Annotated in this window: 19 protein-coding genes; 10 read left to right on the top strand and 9 right to left on the bottom strand. The window is 59.9% G+C overall.

Annotated features, from left to right (window positions below; all coding sequences use genetic code 11):
• Positions 1-70 precede the first annotated feature (70 nt).
• Positions 71-427: an MmcQ/YjbR family DNA-binding protein gene (locus QA648_RS03010; protein ID WP_283051197.1), complete on the top strand. Its 357-nt coding sequence runs from the start codon at positions 71-73 to the stop codon at positions 425-427.
• On the opposite strand, the gene QA648_RS03005 is transcribed toward QA648_RS03010, so the two are convergent.
• Both QA648_RS03005 and QA648_RS03000 read right to left on the bottom strand, forming a co-directional pair.
• The gene (locus QA648_RS03005; protein WP_283049534.1) at positions 428-1048 is read right to left on the bottom strand and encodes a glutathione S-transferase N-terminal domain-containing protein; all 621 of its coding nucleotides are present in this window, start codon (positions 1046-1048) and stop codon (positions 428-430) included.
• 136 nt (positions 1049-1184) lie between these two features.
• A complete protein-coding gene (locus tag QA648_RS03000) occupies positions 1185-1541 on the bottom strand; it encodes a DUF4406 domain-containing protein (RefSeq protein ID WP_283049532.1) in 357 nt (118 codons plus the stop codon).
• 122 nt (positions 1542-1663) lie between these two features.
• Here QA648_RS03000 and QA648_RS02995 point away from each other — a divergent pair, with 122 nt between their 5' ends.
• Entirely contained in the window at positions 1664-2425 is a 762-nt protein-coding gene (locus tag QA648_RS02995) for a DeoR/GlpR family DNA-binding transcription regulator (RefSeq protein WP_283049530.1), read from the top strand.
• Between the two features lie 46 nt (positions 2426-2471).
• Here QA648_RS02995 and QA648_RS02990 read toward each other — a convergent pair whose 3' ends face one another.
• Complete coding sequence (locus QA648_RS02990; protein ID WP_283049528.1) at positions 2472-3479, bottom strand: asparaginase; 1008 nt, start codon at positions 3477-3479, stop codon at positions 2472-2474.
• 179 nt (positions 3480-3658) lie between these two features.
• Here QA648_RS02990 and QA648_RS02985 point away from each other — a divergent pair, with 179 nt between their 5' ends.
• Both QA648_RS02985 and QA648_RS02980 read left to right on the top strand, forming a co-directional pair.
• On the top strand, positions 3659-3949 hold the full coding sequence (locus QA648_RS02985) for a type II toxin-antitoxin system RelE/ParE family toxin (protein WP_104822357.1): 291 nt from the start codon (positions 3659-3661) through the stop codon (positions 3947-3949).
• 2 nt (positions 3950-3951) lie between these two features.
• On the top strand, positions 3952-4236 hold the full coding sequence (locus tag QA648_RS02980) for an addiction module antidote protein (RefSeq protein WP_104822356.1): 285 nt from the start codon (positions 3952-3954) through the stop codon (positions 4234-4236).
• Positions 4237-4246: 10 nt separating this feature from the next.
• On the opposite strand, the gene QA648_RS02975 is transcribed toward QA648_RS02980, so the two are convergent.
• Positions 4247-4870, bottom strand: a complete 624-nt coding sequence (locus tag QA648_RS02975) for a MarR family transcriptional regulator (protein WP_283049526.1) — start codon at positions 4868-4870, stop codon at positions 4247-4249.
• Between the two features lie 101 nt (positions 4871-4971).
• On the opposite strand from QA648_RS02975, the gene QA648_RS02970 reads away from it, so the two are divergent.
• Positions 4972-6399: an MFS transporter gene (locus QA648_RS02970; protein ID WP_283049525.1), complete on the top strand. Its 1428-nt coding sequence runs from the start codon at positions 4972-4974 to the stop codon at positions 6397-6399.
• On the opposite strand, the gene QA648_RS02965 is transcribed toward QA648_RS02970, so the two are convergent.
• The 4 genes from QA648_RS02965 to QA648_RS02950 all read right to left on the bottom strand — a co-directional run bounded on the left by QA648_RS02965 (position 6380) and on the right by QA648_RS02950 (position 10503).
• Positions 6380-7378, bottom strand: a complete 999-nt coding sequence (locus QA648_RS02965) for an NAD(P)H-quinone oxidoreductase (RefSeq protein WP_283049524.1) — start codon at positions 7376-7378, stop codon at positions 6380-6382. The genes QA648_RS02970 and QA648_RS02965 overlap by 20 nt on opposite strands.
• Positions 7379-7457: 79 nt before the next feature.
• Positions 7458-9263 carry an EAL domain-containing protein gene (locus QA648_RS02960; RefSeq protein ID WP_283049522.1) on the bottom strand — a complete coding sequence of 602 codons (1806 nt, stop codon included), beginning with the start codon at positions 9261-9263 and terminating at the stop codon, positions 7458-7460.
• Between the two features lie 209 nt (positions 9264-9472).
• On the bottom strand, positions 9473-9724 hold the full coding sequence (locus QA648_RS02955) for an amino acid ABC transporter (RefSeq protein ID WP_104822351.1): 252 nt from the start codon (positions 9722-9724) through the stop codon (positions 9473-9475).
• Positions 9725-9954: 230 nt separating this feature from the next.
• Positions 9955-10503 carry an HdeD family acid-resistance protein gene (locus QA648_RS02950; protein ID WP_283049521.1) on the bottom strand — a complete coding sequence of 183 codons (549 nt, stop codon included), beginning with the start codon at positions 10501-10503 and terminating at the stop codon, positions 9955-9957.
• 144 nt (positions 10504-10647) lie between these two features.
• Here QA648_RS02950 and betI point away from each other — a divergent pair, with 144 nt between their 5' ends.
• The 4 genes from betI to QA648_RS02930 all read left to right on the top strand — a co-directional run bounded on the left by betI (position 10648) and on the right by QA648_RS02930 (position 16100).
• Positions 10648-11259 (top strand): transcriptional regulator BetI, encoded by a 612-nt coding sequence (betI, locus tag QA648_RS02945; protein ID WP_104822349.1) that lies wholly within the window; start codon positions 10648-10650, stop codon positions 11257-11259.
• A gap of 1 nt (position 11260) precedes the next feature.
• Positions 11261-12730 (top strand): betaine-aldehyde dehydrogenase, encoded by a 1470-nt coding sequence (gene betB, locus QA648_RS02940; protein ID WP_283049520.1) that lies wholly within the window; start codon positions 11261-11263, stop codon positions 12728-12730.
• A 163-nt stretch (positions 12731-12893) separates the two neighbouring features.
• Positions 12894-14543, top strand: coding sequence for a choline dehydrogenase (betA, locus tag QA648_RS02935; protein WP_283049519.1), 1650 nt, complete (start codon positions 12894-12896; stop codon positions 14541-14543).
• Between the two features lie 195 nt (positions 14544-14738).
• A complete protein-coding gene (locus QA648_RS02930; RefSeq protein WP_283049518.1) occupies positions 14739-16100 on the top strand; it encodes a chloride channel protein in 1362 nt (453 codons plus the stop codon).
• Between the two features lie 8 nt (positions 16101-16108).
• Here QA648_RS02930 and QA648_RS02925 read toward each other — a convergent pair whose 3' ends face one another.
• Complete coding sequence (locus tag QA648_RS02925) at positions 16109-16555, bottom strand: Rrf2 family transcriptional regulator (protein ID WP_104822345.1); 447 nt, start codon at positions 16553-16555, stop codon at positions 16109-16111.
• 489 nt (positions 16556-17044) lie between these two features.
• Between QA648_RS02925 and QA648_RS02920 the strand changes: the two genes are divergently transcribed.
• Complete coding sequence (locus QA648_RS02920) at positions 17045-17782, top strand: phosphoadenylyl-sulfate reductase (protein ID WP_283049517.1); 738 nt, start codon at positions 17045-17047, stop codon at positions 17780-17782.
• Positions 17783-17868 lie beyond the last annotated feature (86 nt).

The raw sequence follows: 17868 nt of genomic DNA, 5'->3' as shown, positions 1-17868 counted from the left end.
CGGCGCCCGCTTCCGATCATGTATGTTTCCTCAACGATATCCGATCGGAACGAGATGGCGCAGTATGGCTATAGGCATCGATATTGACGCGATCTTCCAGCGCCTCCAACGCGCTGTAGCGGAAGCCCGCCTACCCGAGGTCGAGATCAGCACCCACTATGGTATGCCGGCGCTGAAGGTGGGCGGCAAGGCTTTCGTTTCCATCAAGAATGACGAGACGATCGTGCTGGCGGTGCCGATCGACCGCAAGGAGCAGCTAATCGAGATGGCGCCGGAGATCTATTTCCAGACGGATCACTATGTCGGCTGGCCGTCGCTGCCATTGCGCATCGCCGCCATCGGCGACGACGAACTGCAACTGCGGCTGATCGAGGCCTGGCGGTTTGGGGCACCGAAGAAATTGCTGGCCGCCTTCGACGCCGAGTGATCAAACCCGCTCGGCGTCGATGGCCCTTTGCACGGCCGGCCGCTCAAGCATACGCGCGTGATGGGCGCTGACCTTCTCAAAGCTAGCCCGATCGACGCCATCGCCCGGCAACCAACTTGCCAGCGTGAAGAGATAGCCGTCGGCGACGGTGTACTGCTCGCCCATCACCCACGGCCCTTCCAGCATCTTCTCCTCGATCAGCGCGAAACACTCGCCCATGTTTTGCGGCACCTTGGCCTTCATCGCTTCGATTGCCGCGGCATCGTCGGTCCAGCGATAGCCGCGCCCTTTGTGAGCGTGGTTTACATGGACGGTCGAGGCGAGATAGCTGTTGAAGGCCTGCATGCGGGCAAAATCGAAGGGATCGTCGAGCGGCGCCAGCCGGGCCGCCGGCGCGATCTGGGCAACATAGGCAAGGATCGCCACGTTTTCCGTGACAACGCCCTTGTCGGTCACCAGAGCCGGAACACGTCCCTTGGGATTGATCGCCAGATAATCCGGCGAACGCTGCTCTCCAACGGCAAAATTGAGGCGCCGCGCCTCGTAGGCGAGGCCCGACTCCTCGAGTGCTATCAGGCTGGCGAGGGCACAACTACCCGGTGAGAAATACAAATTCAGCATATCCGTTTCCTCCTCGATTTCACTCGACGTTAGCTGCGACTGTGGCAATACGGAAGTGGCCAGCACTGATATCGATCATGAAAGCTTTTGATGGATGCTGTCTGTGCTTCGCCCTTGTGGAAGGCACGCCAGTCCGTTAGGCGCAGCCCGGCACATCCTCCAGCCGATACCAGACCGGGATACCGCGTTCGCCGGCGATGCGCACGTCATTGTCGGCTCCCTTGGACTCGCCTGGGAGCCTGAGAACGCCCTCGCACAATTGCAGCAGCCGACCAGCGGTCGGGTGGAATATTTCTTCATAGAGATCGTCGCCGATGCTTTTGCCGCCCGCAGCGTGCCAGACCGGCAAGGCGACCCATTCGCCGATCATAGGCACATGCCCCGCCTTGAACAGTGCATAGGACGGCTCCTCCAGCCGCTTGAGATTCTCGGCCATCTTCCGTGGATCGTCTCCGGTTCCCGAACGATATGGCCCAGCAATCAAGATCAACATGTCATATCTCCTCTTTTCCCGCACCATGCAGGAATTTGCACGAATATGCGCTAAATTTCTTGATTGTCGACTCATTTCTGATAAATTCACGTTATTCCATGAATTATCGTGCGGAATCAGGCATGCTTACAGTCCAACGAAAGGCTCTCATCCTCGATATCCTGCGCCGCGACGGCCAGGTAATTGCCAAGGCAATTGCCGATGATTTGGGTCTGTCCGAAGACACGATCCGCAGGGACCTGAGGGAAATGGCGGCGGAAAAGCTGCTGAAGCGCGTGCATGGCGGCGCGTTGCCGCTCGCACCGGAACTGCCGGATTTCTCAACGCGACGGGGCGTGTCGCCGGATGCGAAGCGGCAGCTCGGCGCCTATGCGGCGAGGATGGTCCGACCAGGACGGACGGTGTTTCTCGATGGTGGAACGACGACGGCGGAAATCGCCCGTCATCTTCCCCGGAATTTTGCCTTCACCGTGATCACGCATAGCCCGACGATCGCGGGCGAGCTGGAACATCATCCGACAGCCGACGTGATCCTGATCGGCGGCAAACTCTACAAACACTCAATGGTGGCGACGGGCGCGGCGGCGATTGCGGCAATCTCACTGGTGCGCCCGGACATTTTCTTCCTCGGTGTCACCGCTATTCACCCCGTTCACGGCCTTTCTACCGGCGATTTCGAGGAGGCCGCCATCAAACGGCATATCGCGCAATGCTCGGCGGAAACCTATGTGATGGTGACCCAGGAGAAATTGGATGCCGCCTCTCCCTGCCATATCCTGCCCATCACGGCGGTTTCGGGCATGGTCGTGCCGTCAGATATCAGTGAGGCGAGCCTGGCGCCCTATCGCAGCGCACAGGTTCCGATTTTCACCATCAGCGACTGACGCAGATGCGCTATGCACATCCAAGTTGGAGTCTTCTACCGGCGTTTTATGCCGCCAGTGCGGCCGCGGCTCTGATGTCGCCGACATGGATGCCGTTCCAGTTGCTGAGCGCCCTATTGGCCATTCCCATCAGACCGGCATGGGCGTCACTGTCTTTTTCAAAGAAGCGGGCGAGCGCGGCTGCAACCATGGTTTCTGCTGCGCGGGCACTGCCATCATCGCATTTGACCGCAATCGCGACGCCCTGTTCAGGAATTGCAGCACAGAATACGCCTTCGGCGCCGGTCTTGGCGAAGATGCGGCTGGGGGCGACCTGCATCAGCTTGGTGCAGGCGCGGCCGGTGCCGGCAACATAGAAGGGTTCAGCCATGCAGGCTTCGAACAGGCGGCGCGAGGCCTTGGCGCGCAGCGGCTCCAGGCCGTTACCCGTCGCCATCTTGGCGAAGCCATGCGCCAAGCTTCTGAGCGGCACGGCGTAGTTCGGGATCGAGCAGCCGTCGGTGCCGCAATTGTCGTAACCAAGCGGCGTTCCCGTCAGGCTTTGCATCGTCTCGCGGATCTGCCGCTGCAGCGGGTGGTCGTAGCCGACATAACCTTTGGGATCGATATGCTGATGGCAGCAGGCGCAGATGAAGCCGGAGTGTTTGCCCGAGCAGTTGTTGTGCAGCGCCGACGGCTTTCCGACCGTGCGCGCCTGGTGGATGATCGCCTTCTGCTCGAAAGACCAATGTGCGCCGCATTCCAGCGCGCTGACGTCCCGCCCGGCGCGGGCGAGCATGGAGGCAGCCAGCGCCACATGCGCGTCTTCGCCGCTATGCGAGGAGCAGGCCAGCGCCAATTCCGTGTTGCCAAAGCCATAGGCATCCGCCGCACCGCTTTCTACCAGTGGCAAAGCCTGCATCGCTTTGCAGGCAGAACGCGGAAACACACCACTCTCAATGTCGCCGAGCGACAGCACCAACGTCCCATCGCCATCGACGACGGCAACCGAACCGCGATGACGGCTCTCGACGAGATTTCCACGGGTGATTTCGACGCAGATGGGATTGGACATGATGGAAAGCGCTCTTTGATTTGCGGAATACGCTACTGATAGCCGCTGCGCAGAGGATTGCCAACCGGCTCAGGAATCGATGACCGTTGACCGCCACCTCCTTCATATCATCTGGGTTCAATACCAATAGCTTTGTGCATTATAATTGACAGTGAAATTCTGTGTATTATAGTACACAAATGATCGAAATCCGTCAGACCGCTGAGTTCGCTGAGTGGCTTGGCAAAATCAAAGATATCAACGCGGTTGCTCGTATCCAGGTGAGGATTCGTCGCCTCTCGCTTGGAAATCCCGGCGATGTAAAGCCTGTCGGCGAAGGCATCAGCGAACTTCGCATCGATTACGGCCCGGGATATCGGCTTTACTATCATAAACGCGGCCAGGAACTCGTTCTGCTCCTATGCGGTGGCGACAAGAGCACTCAGAACGCCGATATTGCAAAGGCTAAAGCACTCGCGAAGGAGGCTTGATCATGGCACTCGAAACCAAACCTTGGGATCCGACGGAACATCTGGACAGTCCTGAAGCCATTGCAGCCTATGTCGAAGCGGCATTCGAGGACGGCGACCCTGCACTTATTGCCGCAGTCATCGGTGACGTCGCCCGTGCCCGCGGCATGACACAGCTCGCAAAGGAAGCCGGGGTCAGCCGCGAAACGATCTACAAGGCCTTCAGCGAAGGCGGTAATCCGACACTGGAAACGCTATCAGGCGTCATTCGGGCGCTCGGTTTGAAATTGACTGTGCGGGCAGCATAGCCGTTTGACTTCAGAGCGCTCGAATCCGATAAGCGCAACGCCGCGCGCCGAGCAGGATGTGCTCTTCCCGCTCCACGCTTGCCTCAAGTGTCGCACGAAAGGTCTCGAGTTCCGAGCGGCAGAAGCCGACGCATGCGGTCGCGGCAGCGCAGATGGGACAATGGTTCTCCACGAGTACAAGCGAACCGTCCTCTTCCTGCCAGTGGTCCGCCATATAGCCCTCGCGCGTGCGGATGGCCACAAGCGTCGCGACGCGTGATGGCAGGTCGGCGGTGATGTCGATCTCGCTGCGGTAGCGCTTTAAGGTCTCCGCCTCGCGGGCGGAAATGACCGCATCGACCGCACCCTGCCCCAACTGCTTAGCCATGGTCGTCAGAAGTGTCGCGGTCAGATCGGCATGGCCGTCTGGAAACTGGCGGCTGCCGGCGGCCGTCAGGTGCCAGAACTGCCGCGGCCGGCCCCTGCCGGATGCTGATTCCGTCACTGGCTCGACCAAGCCCTCCTCTCCCATCTTCGTCAGTTGCTGGCGTGCCGCTTCCGACGATATGCCGAGCGCATACCCGATCGTCGATGCGAGCTGCGGACCATCGGTTTTCAACAGGATCAGGATTCGATTGACGGGCGATTGGCGCATTTTTCCAAGTTTTTTCTTGTTTTAATTTCGAGACTGTGTGATTTTCCAATTTATAACTTGGAAAATAATTATTCGCTAGGGAAAATGCCGAGGATCATCCGATGTCGAGCATCCAAAATGCAGATTCATCCCGCTCTACCTCTCTCTTCACCCTCTTCTCACCTGAGTTTCTGGCACCAACCCTGATGCTCGGCGGCGGCGTCGCCCTATATGCCGTCGAATCCTATATCACTGCGACGATCGCGCCTTCCGTCGTTCGCGATATCGGCGGGCTGGAGCTGTTTTCCTGGATGACGACGCTTTTCGTCACCGCCGGCGTGCTCGGCTCGATCACCGTTGCGACACGGCCGAGAGGCATAGGCCTGCGCGCGGTCTATGTCGCTGCGGCGCTGATATTCGGAGTGGGAAACCTGATCTGCGCCATCGCGCCGGCGATGCCTGTCGTGCTGGCCGGACGCGCCGTACAAGGCTTCGGCGTCGGCATGCTCGCAGCCCTCGCCTATGCCTTCATTCGCTTCGTCTATCCCGAGCCGCTGTGGCGCAAGGCCTCCACACTCTATGCCGCACTATGGGGCGTGGCGACGGTGCTTGGGCCAACGCTCGGCGGATTGTTTTCCGTTGGCAGTGCATGGCGCGAAGCCTTCATTATCCTCGTACCGGTGGCAGGCACCATGGCCTTTTCAGCGCGATGGCTGCTGCCGCGCGTCGAGGACGACCGCGCGGAGGGAAAACCGCCATTGATCCAGATCGCGCTTCTGCTCACCGCGGTCCTGCTGATGAGCCTTGCCGGCACAAGCGATCACGGATCGACGAAGATCCTGCTGATCGGCCTCGCTGTCACCTTCATCGCGGCGATGCTGGTCCTCGAGCGCAAGAGCAAAACGAGGCTCCTGCCGAAGGACGCCGTCATGCTCGCCAGGCCGATTTCCCGGCTTTATCTGATGATGTTCGCGATGATGATGGTACTGACAAGCGACATCTATATCCCTTACTTCCTGCAGGGCCTGCACGGTGTCGCGCCGCTGGCGTCTGGCTATCTCGTCGCCCTAGTGGCGCTCGGCTGGACCGCGGCAGCCTTCATAAGCGCCTCGTTTTCGGGGAAGCAGGCCGCGCGTGCGATCGTCATCGGCAGCGTGCTCGAAACCGCCGCGACCGCTTCGCTGATCGCCTTTGTAGCCCGAGACAATCCGACTGGAGAACTTGTTTGGCTTGCTCCCACCGTTGTCGCCATGTTTCTGATGGGTTTCGGCGTCGGTCTTGGCTGGGCGCATCTGATCGCAGGGATCATCCGCCTTGTCGGCGGTGCCGAGCAGGACAAGGCTTCGGCGGCCATTTCGATGGTGCAGTCGCTCGGCGGCGCGTTCGGCGCTTCGCTGGCGGGCGTGATTGTCAACAGCGCCGGACTTGCCGACCCCGGCGGCATCGCCGGTAGCGTGTCTGCCGCCACCTGGCTTTATGCGTCTATGGCGCTGCCGGGCCTCGTTGCCGTCACCGTCTCGTTCACCCTCATCAGGCCAGCTTCAGCATGATCTTGCCGATGTGATTGCTGGTCTCCATCAGCTTGTGCGCCTCGACGACGTCTTCGAAGGCAAAGGTTCGGTAAATGACGGGCGCGACGGTCCCTTCATCAAGCAGCGGCCAGACCTGGGAGTGGAGGTCGTCGCGAATGGCGCGCTTTTCTTCCGCCGTGCGCGGGCGCATGGTCGAACCGGTGACCGTCAGGCGCTTGACCATGATCGGCTGCAGATTGGCCTTTTCGGCCACCGCACCGCCAAGGAAGGCGATGATCGACAGGCAGCCATCCTTGGCGAGGCAGGCCAGATTCTTCTCGAAATAGGCAGCGCCGATCATGTCGAGGATGGCATCGACCCCTTGGCCGGTTTCCGCCTTGATGACCTCGGCAAAGTCTTCCTCTTTGTAGTTGATGGCCCGCTTTGCGCCGAGCTTTTCGCAGGCGTCGCATTTTTCCTTCGAGCCGGCGGTCGCGTAGACGGTAGCGCCGAAAGCGTGCGCGAGCTGGATCGCCGTCGTGCCGATTCCGCTGGAGCCGCCGTGGATCAGGACGCTTTCGCCTTCGGTAAGGCCGACCATCTGGAAGAGATTGGCCCAGACGGTGAAGAACGTCTCGGGCAGTGCGGCCGCGCGAACGGCGTCGTAGCCATTCGGAAAGCGCAACGCCTGGCCGGCCGGGAGAACGCAATATTCGGCATAGGCGCCGCCGTTGGCGAGGCCGCAAACCTTGTTGCCGATGGCGAATTCCGTCACGCTACGTGCGACATCGACGACTTCGCCGGCGATTTCCAGGCCAAGGATAGGGCTTGCGTCCTTCGGCGGCGGATAAATGCCCTGGCGCTGGGCAACATCCGGCCTGTTGACGCCGGCCGCCTCGACGCGAACGAGGATCTCGCCGTCCTTGAGCACCGGCAGAGGCCTACGGGCAATCGTCATGACCTCGGGGGCACCGAAGGATGGCAAATCCACAAAACGCATTTCAGACGGCAAGGGCATGGCTCGTTCTCCTCTCCCAGCAAAGCAGTGGAGATAGTTTAGCGCATGCTGCTTGAAAAGAAGCCGGTATGGGAGGGCGTCAATTCGTCTCGCCCAGACTCAAATATGCCACGCCGATTTTGTCTTCCTTCGCCTTTGCCTTGATGCCGGCAATCGAGGTGCTGACGCGGCTGATATCATCGATGACCAGCCCTTCGGGCAATGCCAGGATGCCTATGGAGCAACGCATTAGCGGGAACAACGCCTCCGCGCCGCTGCGGTCGTGCCCGCGGATGCGGCCGGCGGCGCGGTCTTCCGCCGAATAGAATTCCAGGACGTCGGCGTGGAAATCGGCAAGCAGCCGATCCAGAACCTCGCGCAGTTCGTCAACATTCCAACCCGTCACGCCGATGAAGAAATCGTCGCCGCCGACATGGCCCAGGAAATGGCGCTCGGCGAAAAAGTAGCGCCGCATCAGCGCCGCAAACAGCGAAATGGCATGGTCGCCGATATGGAAGCCGTAGGCATCGTTGAACGGCTTGAAATTGTCGAAATCGCAATAGCAGAAGTGCCTGATCTCGTCGCCGTCGCGACCGGCATTCTGCATGAAATTATGAATGGCGCGATTGCCCGGCAGGCCGGTCAGCGGATTCTGATCCTGGGCAATTTTGAGCTGCTTCTCATTGATGACCTTGATCAGCGACGCGGCCGAGACAATGCCGGCATAATGCGTACCCTCGGTGACGATCAGGCAGTTGCTGCTTTCCATATTGGCAAAGATCGTCATCAGGGTATCGGCGTCGGAATCCAGACCGACGATCGGTGCCATCTCGACGAAATGCGAGATCGAACGTTCATAGACTTTGTTCTTCAGCAGGTCGCGGCCGAAGGGCTGATAGATATATTCCTTGAGCCGGTATTCGTGAATGATGCCGCGCGGCTCGCCGTTGGCATTGACGACCGGAAAATAGGCTCGCCGTGGATTTCGGCGGAAGAGTTCGAAAACGCTGTCGATGCTGTCATTCTCGCGGATGGTCGGCAACACTTCGATCTGTTTTCGGATGAGAATTTCGTCCAGCGATTGGCTGTTGCGGACCATTTTGCCGAGATCCTGTAGATGCGGGAAGCTGGGTTTCAGCTCGTTGATCAGCGTCGTCGGCCGGGCAATGAACCAGCCCTGGACGAGATCGACACCGAATTCGCGGCAAACCAGGAACTCCGCTTCGGTCTCGATGCCTTCGGCGATGACGCGCGTGCCAAGGACATGTGCGATATGGACGAGGTTTCTGAGAATGTGACGCTTGCGGGCGTTGCGATCGATATTGGCGACGAAGTGCCGATCGATCTTGAGATAGTCGACGGGATAGTCCGATAACAGCTTCATCTCGCCGTGACCGACCCCGAAATCGTCGATCGCAAGCTTGAAGCCGGCGTCGCGCATTTTGGCGACCAGATCGCAAAATTCCGGCACGCTGGTATTGTCGAAGCGCTCGGAGAATTCGAAGCAGACAGAGGACGGGGCGACGCCGGCCTTCTTCATGTGCTGCAGCAAACCGTCGACCAGCATTTCGCCCTGCGGGATCAGCCGGACATCGAGATTGAGGAAGAGGGTTGCGGTTCTGGCATTAGCAAGGGTCGCAAATTTCGCCAGTGCCCGGCTCGTCACCATCTGTTCCAGGCCCAGGAGCTGGCCGGTGCGCTCGGCCTCGTCAAGGATTTCGATCGGGCTGTCAAAGCCGATGCGCTCCTGCCCGCGCATCAGGGATTCATAGCCGAAAACCGCGCCGGTGCCCGTCTCGACGATCGGCTGGAAAGCATTTTCGATAACGAGCTTGGCAAGCGTGACAATCTGGTCGCTGGCATACCGGCGCAATGCACCCGGCTCAATGGCGGCAGTCAGGGCCATGCCCCTCTCCACTTAAGAATTTTAGATCTAAGTTTTGCGTAAAACTTTGGATTTCGTCGGATTTTCGGCTCAAGATGCGTCACAACGGTCAACGAAACCTTTCCCCCATATGAAAGTTTCGTGAATGGTAAAAGGGTGTTAACCCATGGCCAAGCCGCCTCGATCCAGGGGCGGCCGGTCATCTCCTGGCGGATGTTGTGGTTCTCCGCTCAGTTATGCCGGCGTCTTTCCGCCTCGTAATCAGCAAACATGTCGGCAACGCAGCGGCTGCTCTTCGCGACGCTATCGGGATCATTGGCTGCGTGGGGCACATCGCAGATCTCGCCACGCTTGCGCGCCGCATCCCACATGCGCAGAGCCTCGCGCACGACCTCGCTACTCGAAGCATACGTTCCGGTGTCAACAGCCGCGCGGATGCCGGCAGCCTGAAGCGGAGAGATGGAAACCGTTACCATCGGCATGATATTTCTCCCTTTTTAGTTCTTTAGAAAAACTCTTTGCTGGAGATATATTCCAATGCATATTGTCGGAGCTTCGAAGGCACATCTCAATAGATATGCATGCTCAGATAACTGCGCCTGCCGTTACGTCAGCTAAGCGCCACTCCGTCCTCCACGGAAGTCTTCAAAGAGTAACGCCGCTCACACCTCTTGTCAAAAGTAGTAGTTCGTTACCCTCTCGTCACCCGCCGCTACTGCTTAAGAGCGAAGCCGAAGGCCATCAGCGTCCAACCTTGAAATATAAGGTCGACCGCGAGGAACAGGCCGAGAACCCAGAGGCTGTTGACCGGCCAGCCAACAGCGATGGCAATGCCGGCGAATGCCGTCACCACCCCGCCGATGACAATCCATATCCAACCCGGTTCCGGCTTCACCTTGCGGCCGACCCAAACGCGAAAGGTGCCGGCTATGAGCAACGCGACGGCAAGAAACAGCGTCAGCGCTTCGGAGGCGAGCAAGGGATTGGCGAAGGCAAGAAGACCAGCGAGCGTATAGAGCAGGCCGCTGAGCACCCAGAACAGAATATGCTCCCATCCTCGGACCTGAAAGGCGTGCGCCAGGTGAATGACGCCGCCGATCAGCATCAGCATGCCGATGTAATAGACCGATACGACAGTCGCGATGAAAAGATTGCCAAATGCGATCCCGCCGCAAATGAGCAGAAACACACCCAGCGCAACGAACCATCCCCATTTGCCGCGCACAGCGGATGGCGGAACTTCATCCAGAACATTGACCATGACTGCACCTCCTCGTTCCCGGGGGTATGATACAGGATGTATCTTGGAAAGCAGCAGATTCTGTTGTCGGTCAAATCGGCTCTAATTTTTTGTTGATTGATCAGTCAATCAAAAATATAATCACCGCCAGCTCAGGGGTGATATATGCCGAAAGTCGGGATGGAACCGGTGCGCCGCAAGGCGCTTGTGGATGCGGCGATGCGCGTGATCGGCGATCACGGCTCGCTGACCGTCACCATGTCCGAAATCGCCAAGCAGGCAGGAGTATCTCCCGCCCTCGCCCATCACTATTTCGGCAGCAAAGAACAGCTTTTGATCGAGACCGTCAGGAGTCACTTACAGCGCCTGCGCGACAGCGTGGTGACAGCGCTGAGCTCGGCAAAGACGCCCCGAGACAAACTGTCCGCCATCATCCGCGTCAGCTTCCAGGCCGATCAATTCGCGCCGGAGACGATTGCCGCCTGGCTCGCCTTCTATGCCGAGGCTCAGCGTTCCGAGGAGACGCGCCGCTTCCTCGTCATCTACGCAAGGCGGCTGCGCTCCAACCTGCTTGCCAACCTCAAGGCGCTGTGTTCGGGCGAAGACGCAGAACGCATCGCCGAGGGCGCTGCTGCGATGATCGATGGTCTCTATATCCGTCAAAGTCTGAGATCGGCGCCGATCAGCATCGAAGCGTCGATTGCGCTTACCGAAGATTACATCAACGCTCTGCTTGCGCCGCTTTCCCAAAAGGCCGCCCTTCAAAAGGACCGATAAAATGACCCTCAAAGCCCAGCCGAAAGCCTCGCATTTCATCGATGGGGAATATGTCGAGGATACCGACGGCACCGCCATTGAAAGCATCTATCCCGCGACGGGCGAAGTTATTGCCCGGCTGCATGCGGCAACTCCCGCCATCGTCGAAAAAGCGATCGCCAGCGCCAAACGCGCGCAGCCGGAATGGGCGGCCATGAGCCCCACGGCGCGCGGCCGCATTCTGAAGCGCGCCGCCGAGATCATGCGCGAGCGCAACCGCGAGCTTTCCGAGCTGGAAACGCTCGACACCGGCAAGCCGATTCAGGAGACGATCGTCGCGGACCCGACCTCCGGCGCCGACAGCTTCGAATTCTTCGGTGGCGTGGCCGCGGCCGGCCTTAACGGCTCGTACATCCCGCTCGGCGGCGATTTCGCCTATACCAAGCGTGTGCCGCTCGGCGTCTGCGTCGGCATCGGCGCATGGAACTATCCGCAGCAGATCGCCTGCTGGAAGGGCGCGCCCGCGCTGGTGGCAGGCAACGCCATGGTGTTCAAGCCCTCCGAAAACACGCCGCTCGGCGCGCTGAAGATTGCCGAGATCCTGATTGAGGCCGGCCTGCCGAAGGGACTCTACAACGTCATCCAGGGCGACCGCGAAACCGGGCCGCTGCTGATCAACCATCCCGACGTTGCCAAGGTGTCGCTGACAGGCTCCGTGCCGACCGGCCGCAAGGTCGCCGCATCGGCTGCGGGAAGCCTGAAGCACGTCACCATGGAGCTCGGCGGCAAATCGCCCCTCATCGTGTTTGATGACGCGGATATCGACAGCGCCATCGGCGGCGCAATGCTCGGCAATTTCTATTCGACCGGCCAGGTCTGCTCGAACGGCACGCGCGTCTTCGTCAGCCGGAAGATCAAGTCCGAATTCCTGAAGCGCCTGAAGGCACGCACCGATGCCATGCTGATCGGCGACCCGATGGACGAGGCGACGCAAATCGGCCCGATGGTGTCCTGGGCACAGCGCGAGAAGGTGCTGTCCTATATCGAGAAGGGCAAGGCGGAAGGCGCGACGCTGGTCGCCGGCGGCGGCATTCCCAACAATGTCGCCGGCGAAGGCTATTACGTACAGCCGACCGTTTTCGCAGATGTCACCGACGACATGACGATCGCCCGCGAAGAGATTTTCGGCCCGGTGATGTGCGTACTGGATTTCGATGACGAGGCAGAGGTGATCGCTCGCGCCAACGCCACCGAATTCGGCCTTTCCGGCGGCGTCTTTACCGCCGATCTCACTCGCGCGCACCGCGTCGTCGACCAGCTCGAAGCCGGCACGCTATGGATCAACACCTACAACCTTGCCCCGGTGGAAATCCCCTTCGGCGGCTCCAAGCAATCCGGCTTCGGCCGCGAAAACTCGCTGGCGGCGCTGGAGCATTATTCCGAGCTGAAGACGGTCTATGTCGGCATGGGGCCGGTGCAGGCGCCTTATTAACGCAACCTCGGGGCTCAACCCCGCCCTTCGAGGCCGCCTGCGGCGGCACCTCAGGGTGAGGTCGAGAACGACCAACCACAAGCACGGACGATGATCCGCCTCGTCCTGAGGTGCTCGCCAACGGCGAGCCTCGAAGGATCGGGGCGGCCACACGGAGACAAAAATGCAGGCAGATTTCGTCATCATCGGCTCAGGTTCCGCCGGCTCCGCCATGGCCTATCGGCTGTCGGAAGACGGTAAGCATTCGGTCATCGTGTTGGAATTTGGCGGCAGCGATGTCGGACCCTTTATCCAGATGCCGGCGGCGCTTGCCTGGCCGATGAGCATGAGCCGCTACAATTGGGGTTATCTCTCCGAGCCGGAGCCGCAGCTCAACAACCGGCGCATCACGGCGCCGCGCGGCAAGGTCATTGGTGGCTCGTCCTCGATCAACGGCATGGTCTATGTCCGCGGTCACGCGGAGGATTTCAACCGCTGGGAGGAGCTTGGCGCTAATGGCTGGGCCTATGCCGATGTGCTCCCCTATTTCAAGCGGATGGAACATTCGCATGGCGGCGAAGAGGGCTGGCGCGGGACCGACGGCCCCCTACATGTCCGGCGCGGCGATGCCCGCAATCCGCTGTTCCATGCCTTCATCGAAGCGGGCAAGCAGGCGGGCTTCGAGGCGACCGAAGATTATAATGGCGGCAAGCAAGAAGGCTTCGGCCTGATGGAACAGACCACCTGGGCCGGCCGGCGCTGGTCGGCGGCGACCGCCTATCTGAAGCCGGCGCTGAAGCGGCCGAATGTCCAACTGATCCGTTGCCTCGCCCGCAGGGTGGTGATCGAAAACGGCCGTGCGACAGGCGTCGAAATCGAACGCAGCGGCAAGATCGAGATCGTCAAGGCGAACCGCGAGGTCATCGTCTCGGCCTCCTCCTTCAACTCACCGAAGCTGCTGATGCTCTCCGGCATCGGCCCTGCGGCGCATCTACAGGAGATGGGCATCGAGGTGAAAGTGAACCGGCCGGGCGTCGGCGCCAATCTGCAGGACCACATGGAATTTTATTTCCAGCAGACCAGCCTGAAGCCGGTTTCGCTCTATTCCTGGCTGCCCTGGTACATGCAAGGCATCGTCGGCGCGCAGTGGATGTTCTTCAAATCCGGCCTCGGCACTTCCAACCAGTTCGAAGCCTGTGCCTTCGTGCGATCCGCGCCAGGGGTCAAGCAGCCCGATATCCAATATCATTTCCTGCCTGTCGCCATCAGCTATGACGGTAAGGCGGCGGCGAAGAGCCACGGATTCCAGGCGCATGTCGGCTATAACCTGTCGAAATCGCGGGGTGCCGTGACGTTGCGCTCCTCTGACCCCAAGGCCGATCCCGTCATTCGCTTCAACTATATGAGCCATCCGGAGGATTGGGAAAAATTCCGCCATTGCGTGCGCCTCACACGCGAAATCTTCGGGCAAGAGGCTTTCAACGAATATCGCGGCCCGGAAATCCAGCCAGGCACCGACGTCCAGACCGATGACCAGATCGACGCCTTTTTGCGCCACCATCTGGAGAGCGCCTATCACCCTTGCGGCACCTGCAAGATGGGCTCGAAGGACGACCCCATGGCCGTGGTCGACCCGGACACCCGCGTCATCGGCGTCGATGGCCTGCGCGTCGCCGACAGCTCGATCTTTCCGCACATCACCTACGGCAATCTCAACGGTCCTTCGATCATGACCGGCGAAAAAGCTGCCGACCATATTCTCGGCAAGCCAAGGCTGGCGCGATCGAATCAGGAGCCGTGGATCAACCCGCGATGGGCGGTGAGCGATCGGTAACCGTCGATGGGCTTCAGTGATAATCCTCTTCCCGCTGATGCCGGACGGCGAGGACGGTCACCGTCGTGTCAGCCAATGCGGGTCTGAGGTGAACGACCGTAACACAGTTTGACTATCGCGATCTTTATCCTGCGGTTAAACGTTCGGACCTAAAGTGCAGCGTCACGATTTGATAGTCCGTCCGGCTCGAAATCCATGCCCCCTATCTACCGCAAATCCAAACTCCTCCGCCGTTCCCGTGTTTTCTGGGGTTCGATCCATCTCTGGCGGCCGCGGCTGGTGTTTTGGACTGGGGCTCTGGCGATCGGAGTGATCAGCGTCGGTTTCGCCAAGCTGGCCGACCTGGCGCAGCGCGCCTTTGCCGGAGTGATAAGTTCCGGAGAATGGACCTGGCTGTTGCCGCTCGTCATGACGCCGCTCGGCTTCGTGCTCTCGGCATGGCTTGCGGCGACACTGTTTCCGAATTCTCAAGGCAGCGGCATTCCGCAGGCGATCGCGGCGCGGCATCTGCATCATGACGAAGACCGCACGAAGCTGCTGTCGCTTCGGCTTGCCTTTGGAAAGATCGTGCTGACCATTCTCGGGCTGTTCTGCGGCGCCTCGATCGGCCGCGAGGGACCGACGGTGCAGGTGGGCGCCTCCTTCATGCTGGCGGTTGCCCGCTTTGGCGGCATGGCGCAGGCCAAGGGCTTGATCCTGGCAGGTTCGGCCGCCGGCATTGCCGCCGCCTTCAACACACCGCTCGCCGGTATCGTCTTCGCCATCGAAGAGATGAGCCGTACCTATGAATCGCGTGCCAATGGTCTGGTACTCACTGCAGTTATCCTCTCCGGCCTTGCCGCCCTCGGTCTCTCCGGCAGCTATAATTATTTCGGCACAGCCAATGCCGCTCCGGCCGCACTTGCGGATTGGGCGCTCGTCCTGATCTGCGGCATCGGCGGCGGCGCGCTCGGGGCCGCTTTCAGCGGTTTTGCGCTATATGCCGGCATACGCGTTCGCCGGTGGGCACAACCGCAGCCTCTCAAGCGCATGCTGATGCTTGCCGGTTGCTGTGGCCTGGTGGTTGCCGCGATCGGCGTCACATCCGGCGGCAACACGTTCGGCACCGGCTATGACCAAGCGCGCGGCGCTGTGGAAGGACATGCCCTGCCCCTGCTGTTCTTCGTCGAAAAACTGCTGGCAAGTTTCCTGTCGATGATATCAGGCATTCCAGGCGGCATTTTCGCGCCGTCGCTCGCCGTCGGCGCCGGTTTCGGCAGTACGATCGGCACTCTCATTGGCAGCAGCATCGCATTGGCGGCGATCCTTGGCATGGCGGGCTATTTCGCAGGCGTGGTGCAGGCGCCAATGACGGCCTTCGTCATCATCCTGGAAATGACAGGCGACCATCAGGCCGTCATTCCGATCATGGCGGTGTCGATGATCGGTTATGTCACCTCGCGCCTCCTATCGCGCGAACCGCTCTATCATGGCCTCTCGCGCGTTTTCATCGCCGCGGCGATCCGGGCGCGTCGGACAATCGAGAAAGAAGCTGGCGAAGAGCACGTCGCCGGCTGAAGCCTCACTCAGGCCAGCAGCCGGGTGACTTCGGCGTTTTCCGGCAACGCCACCGCGTCGGCGATGGTTGTCGAGAACAGGACCTTGCGGGTGGCATCGGCGACCCTGGCGAAAACATGGCGGATTTCGCAGGTCTGTTCGCCGTCGCAATCGTCGCAGCGACGATAGGCGGTGATGGAAAGACAGGGTAGCGGCGCGATCGGCCCGTCGATGATGCGCAGGATCTCGCCGAAGGTGATTTCATTCGCCGGCTTGCGCAGGAGATAACCACCTTGCTTGCCGCGGCGGCTGATGACGATGCCCTGATGTTTCAGGTCGAGAAGGATCTGTTCCAGAAATTTCTTCGGGATTTTCTGCTGCGCGGCAATATCGGAAATCATCATCGGCTCGCCCGCCTCGGTCTGAGCCAGAGCAGACAGCGCCCGCAACGCATATTTTGCTTTTTGAGTGATCATTTCGAACCGTCTACACACACATACGATGCGCTCACCCGATACATCCGGCCACATCGTTTCGGAACTTTCAACACTTTCACCAAGCTTCCATCCGCATCAAGATGTAGACCGTGAACAGCTCGGCATTGCTGGCAACCCAGCCTTGTTTTCATTCTGTCATTTTATGTCAGCAGTTTAGGACAAAATTCGGCCTTCCGCATCTTTTTGACCATCACTTCCGATTTCCGTTTGACAAGCCGCGTGTAACCCTACTATTTCTATAGACATTAAAGCAAACACTTAGATATGACTAGTCTTATCGGTGCTGCCACGCCGGCCTGCCGCAGGGGGCAAAACGTCTTGGTTAACAGCCGAGGCGGTCGGTTTTCCGCATGGACGTGGCTTCATGGAGATATTTGCTCTCTATTCCCTTGCTTTCGAAATCCATTTTTCTGTCCGCTCCGCTGACAAGCTGCGATACTCCGGGGCAATATCAGGACAGGACTCCCCATGACTGCCATCACTCTTATCGAAGAAGCCGGAACGCTGAACAGCCGGTTGGCGTCGCTTGATCTCGCCGACCGTCTGTCTCTGGTCGCCGGCCTCGGCGGCCGTGCCGTCTTTACGACCTCCCTCGGGATCGAAGATCAGGTCATCACGGCGGAGATCGGCAATCACCGCCTGCCGATCGAAGTTGCAACGCTGCAGACCGGCCGCCTTTTTCCCGAAACGCTGGCGCTGATCGACGAAACGGAAAGCCAATACGACATCCGCATCAGCCGCTACGAGCCGGAGCAGGCCGATATCGATGCCTATGCGGAAAAGTATGGCCTCAACGGTTTCTATGAGAGCGTCGAAGCCCGGCATGCCTGTTGTGGCGTGCGCAAGCTCAAGCCGCTTGCGCGAGCACTTTCCGGCGCCACGATCTGGGTTACCGGCCTGCGCCGTGGCCAGTCGGCCAATCGCGCCGATACGGCTTTTGCCGAATACGATCCCGAGCGCAATCTCATCAAGGTCAACCCTCTTGCCGATTGGGACATCGACGCGATCCGCGCCTATGTCGCCGACAATAGCGTGCCGGTGAACCCGTTGCACCAACGCGGCTATCCCTCTATTGGCTGTGAACCCTGCACTCGCGCCATCAAGCCGGGCGAGCCCGAGCGGGCCGGTCGCTGGTGGTGGGAAAACGATGAGAAACGCGAATGCGGCCTGCATGTTCAGGAGGAAGTCGCAGTCGCTGCACAGTGACGTATCCCGCCGGTTCCCGGCATCGGTATGAGGCGCAGCTCAACCTGCCGCCAGCCTACCGGGAACCAAACATATCCTATTCTTCC

It is taken from the genome of Rhizobium sp. CB3171, assembly GCF_029714265.1.
In the GTDB taxonomy this organism is placed as follows: Bacteria; Pseudomonadota; Alphaproteobacteria; order Rhizobiales; family Rhizobiaceae; genus Rhizobium.
Note: the sequence above shows the minus strand (reverse complement) of the source record. Positions and strands in the feature narration are given on the sequence as shown.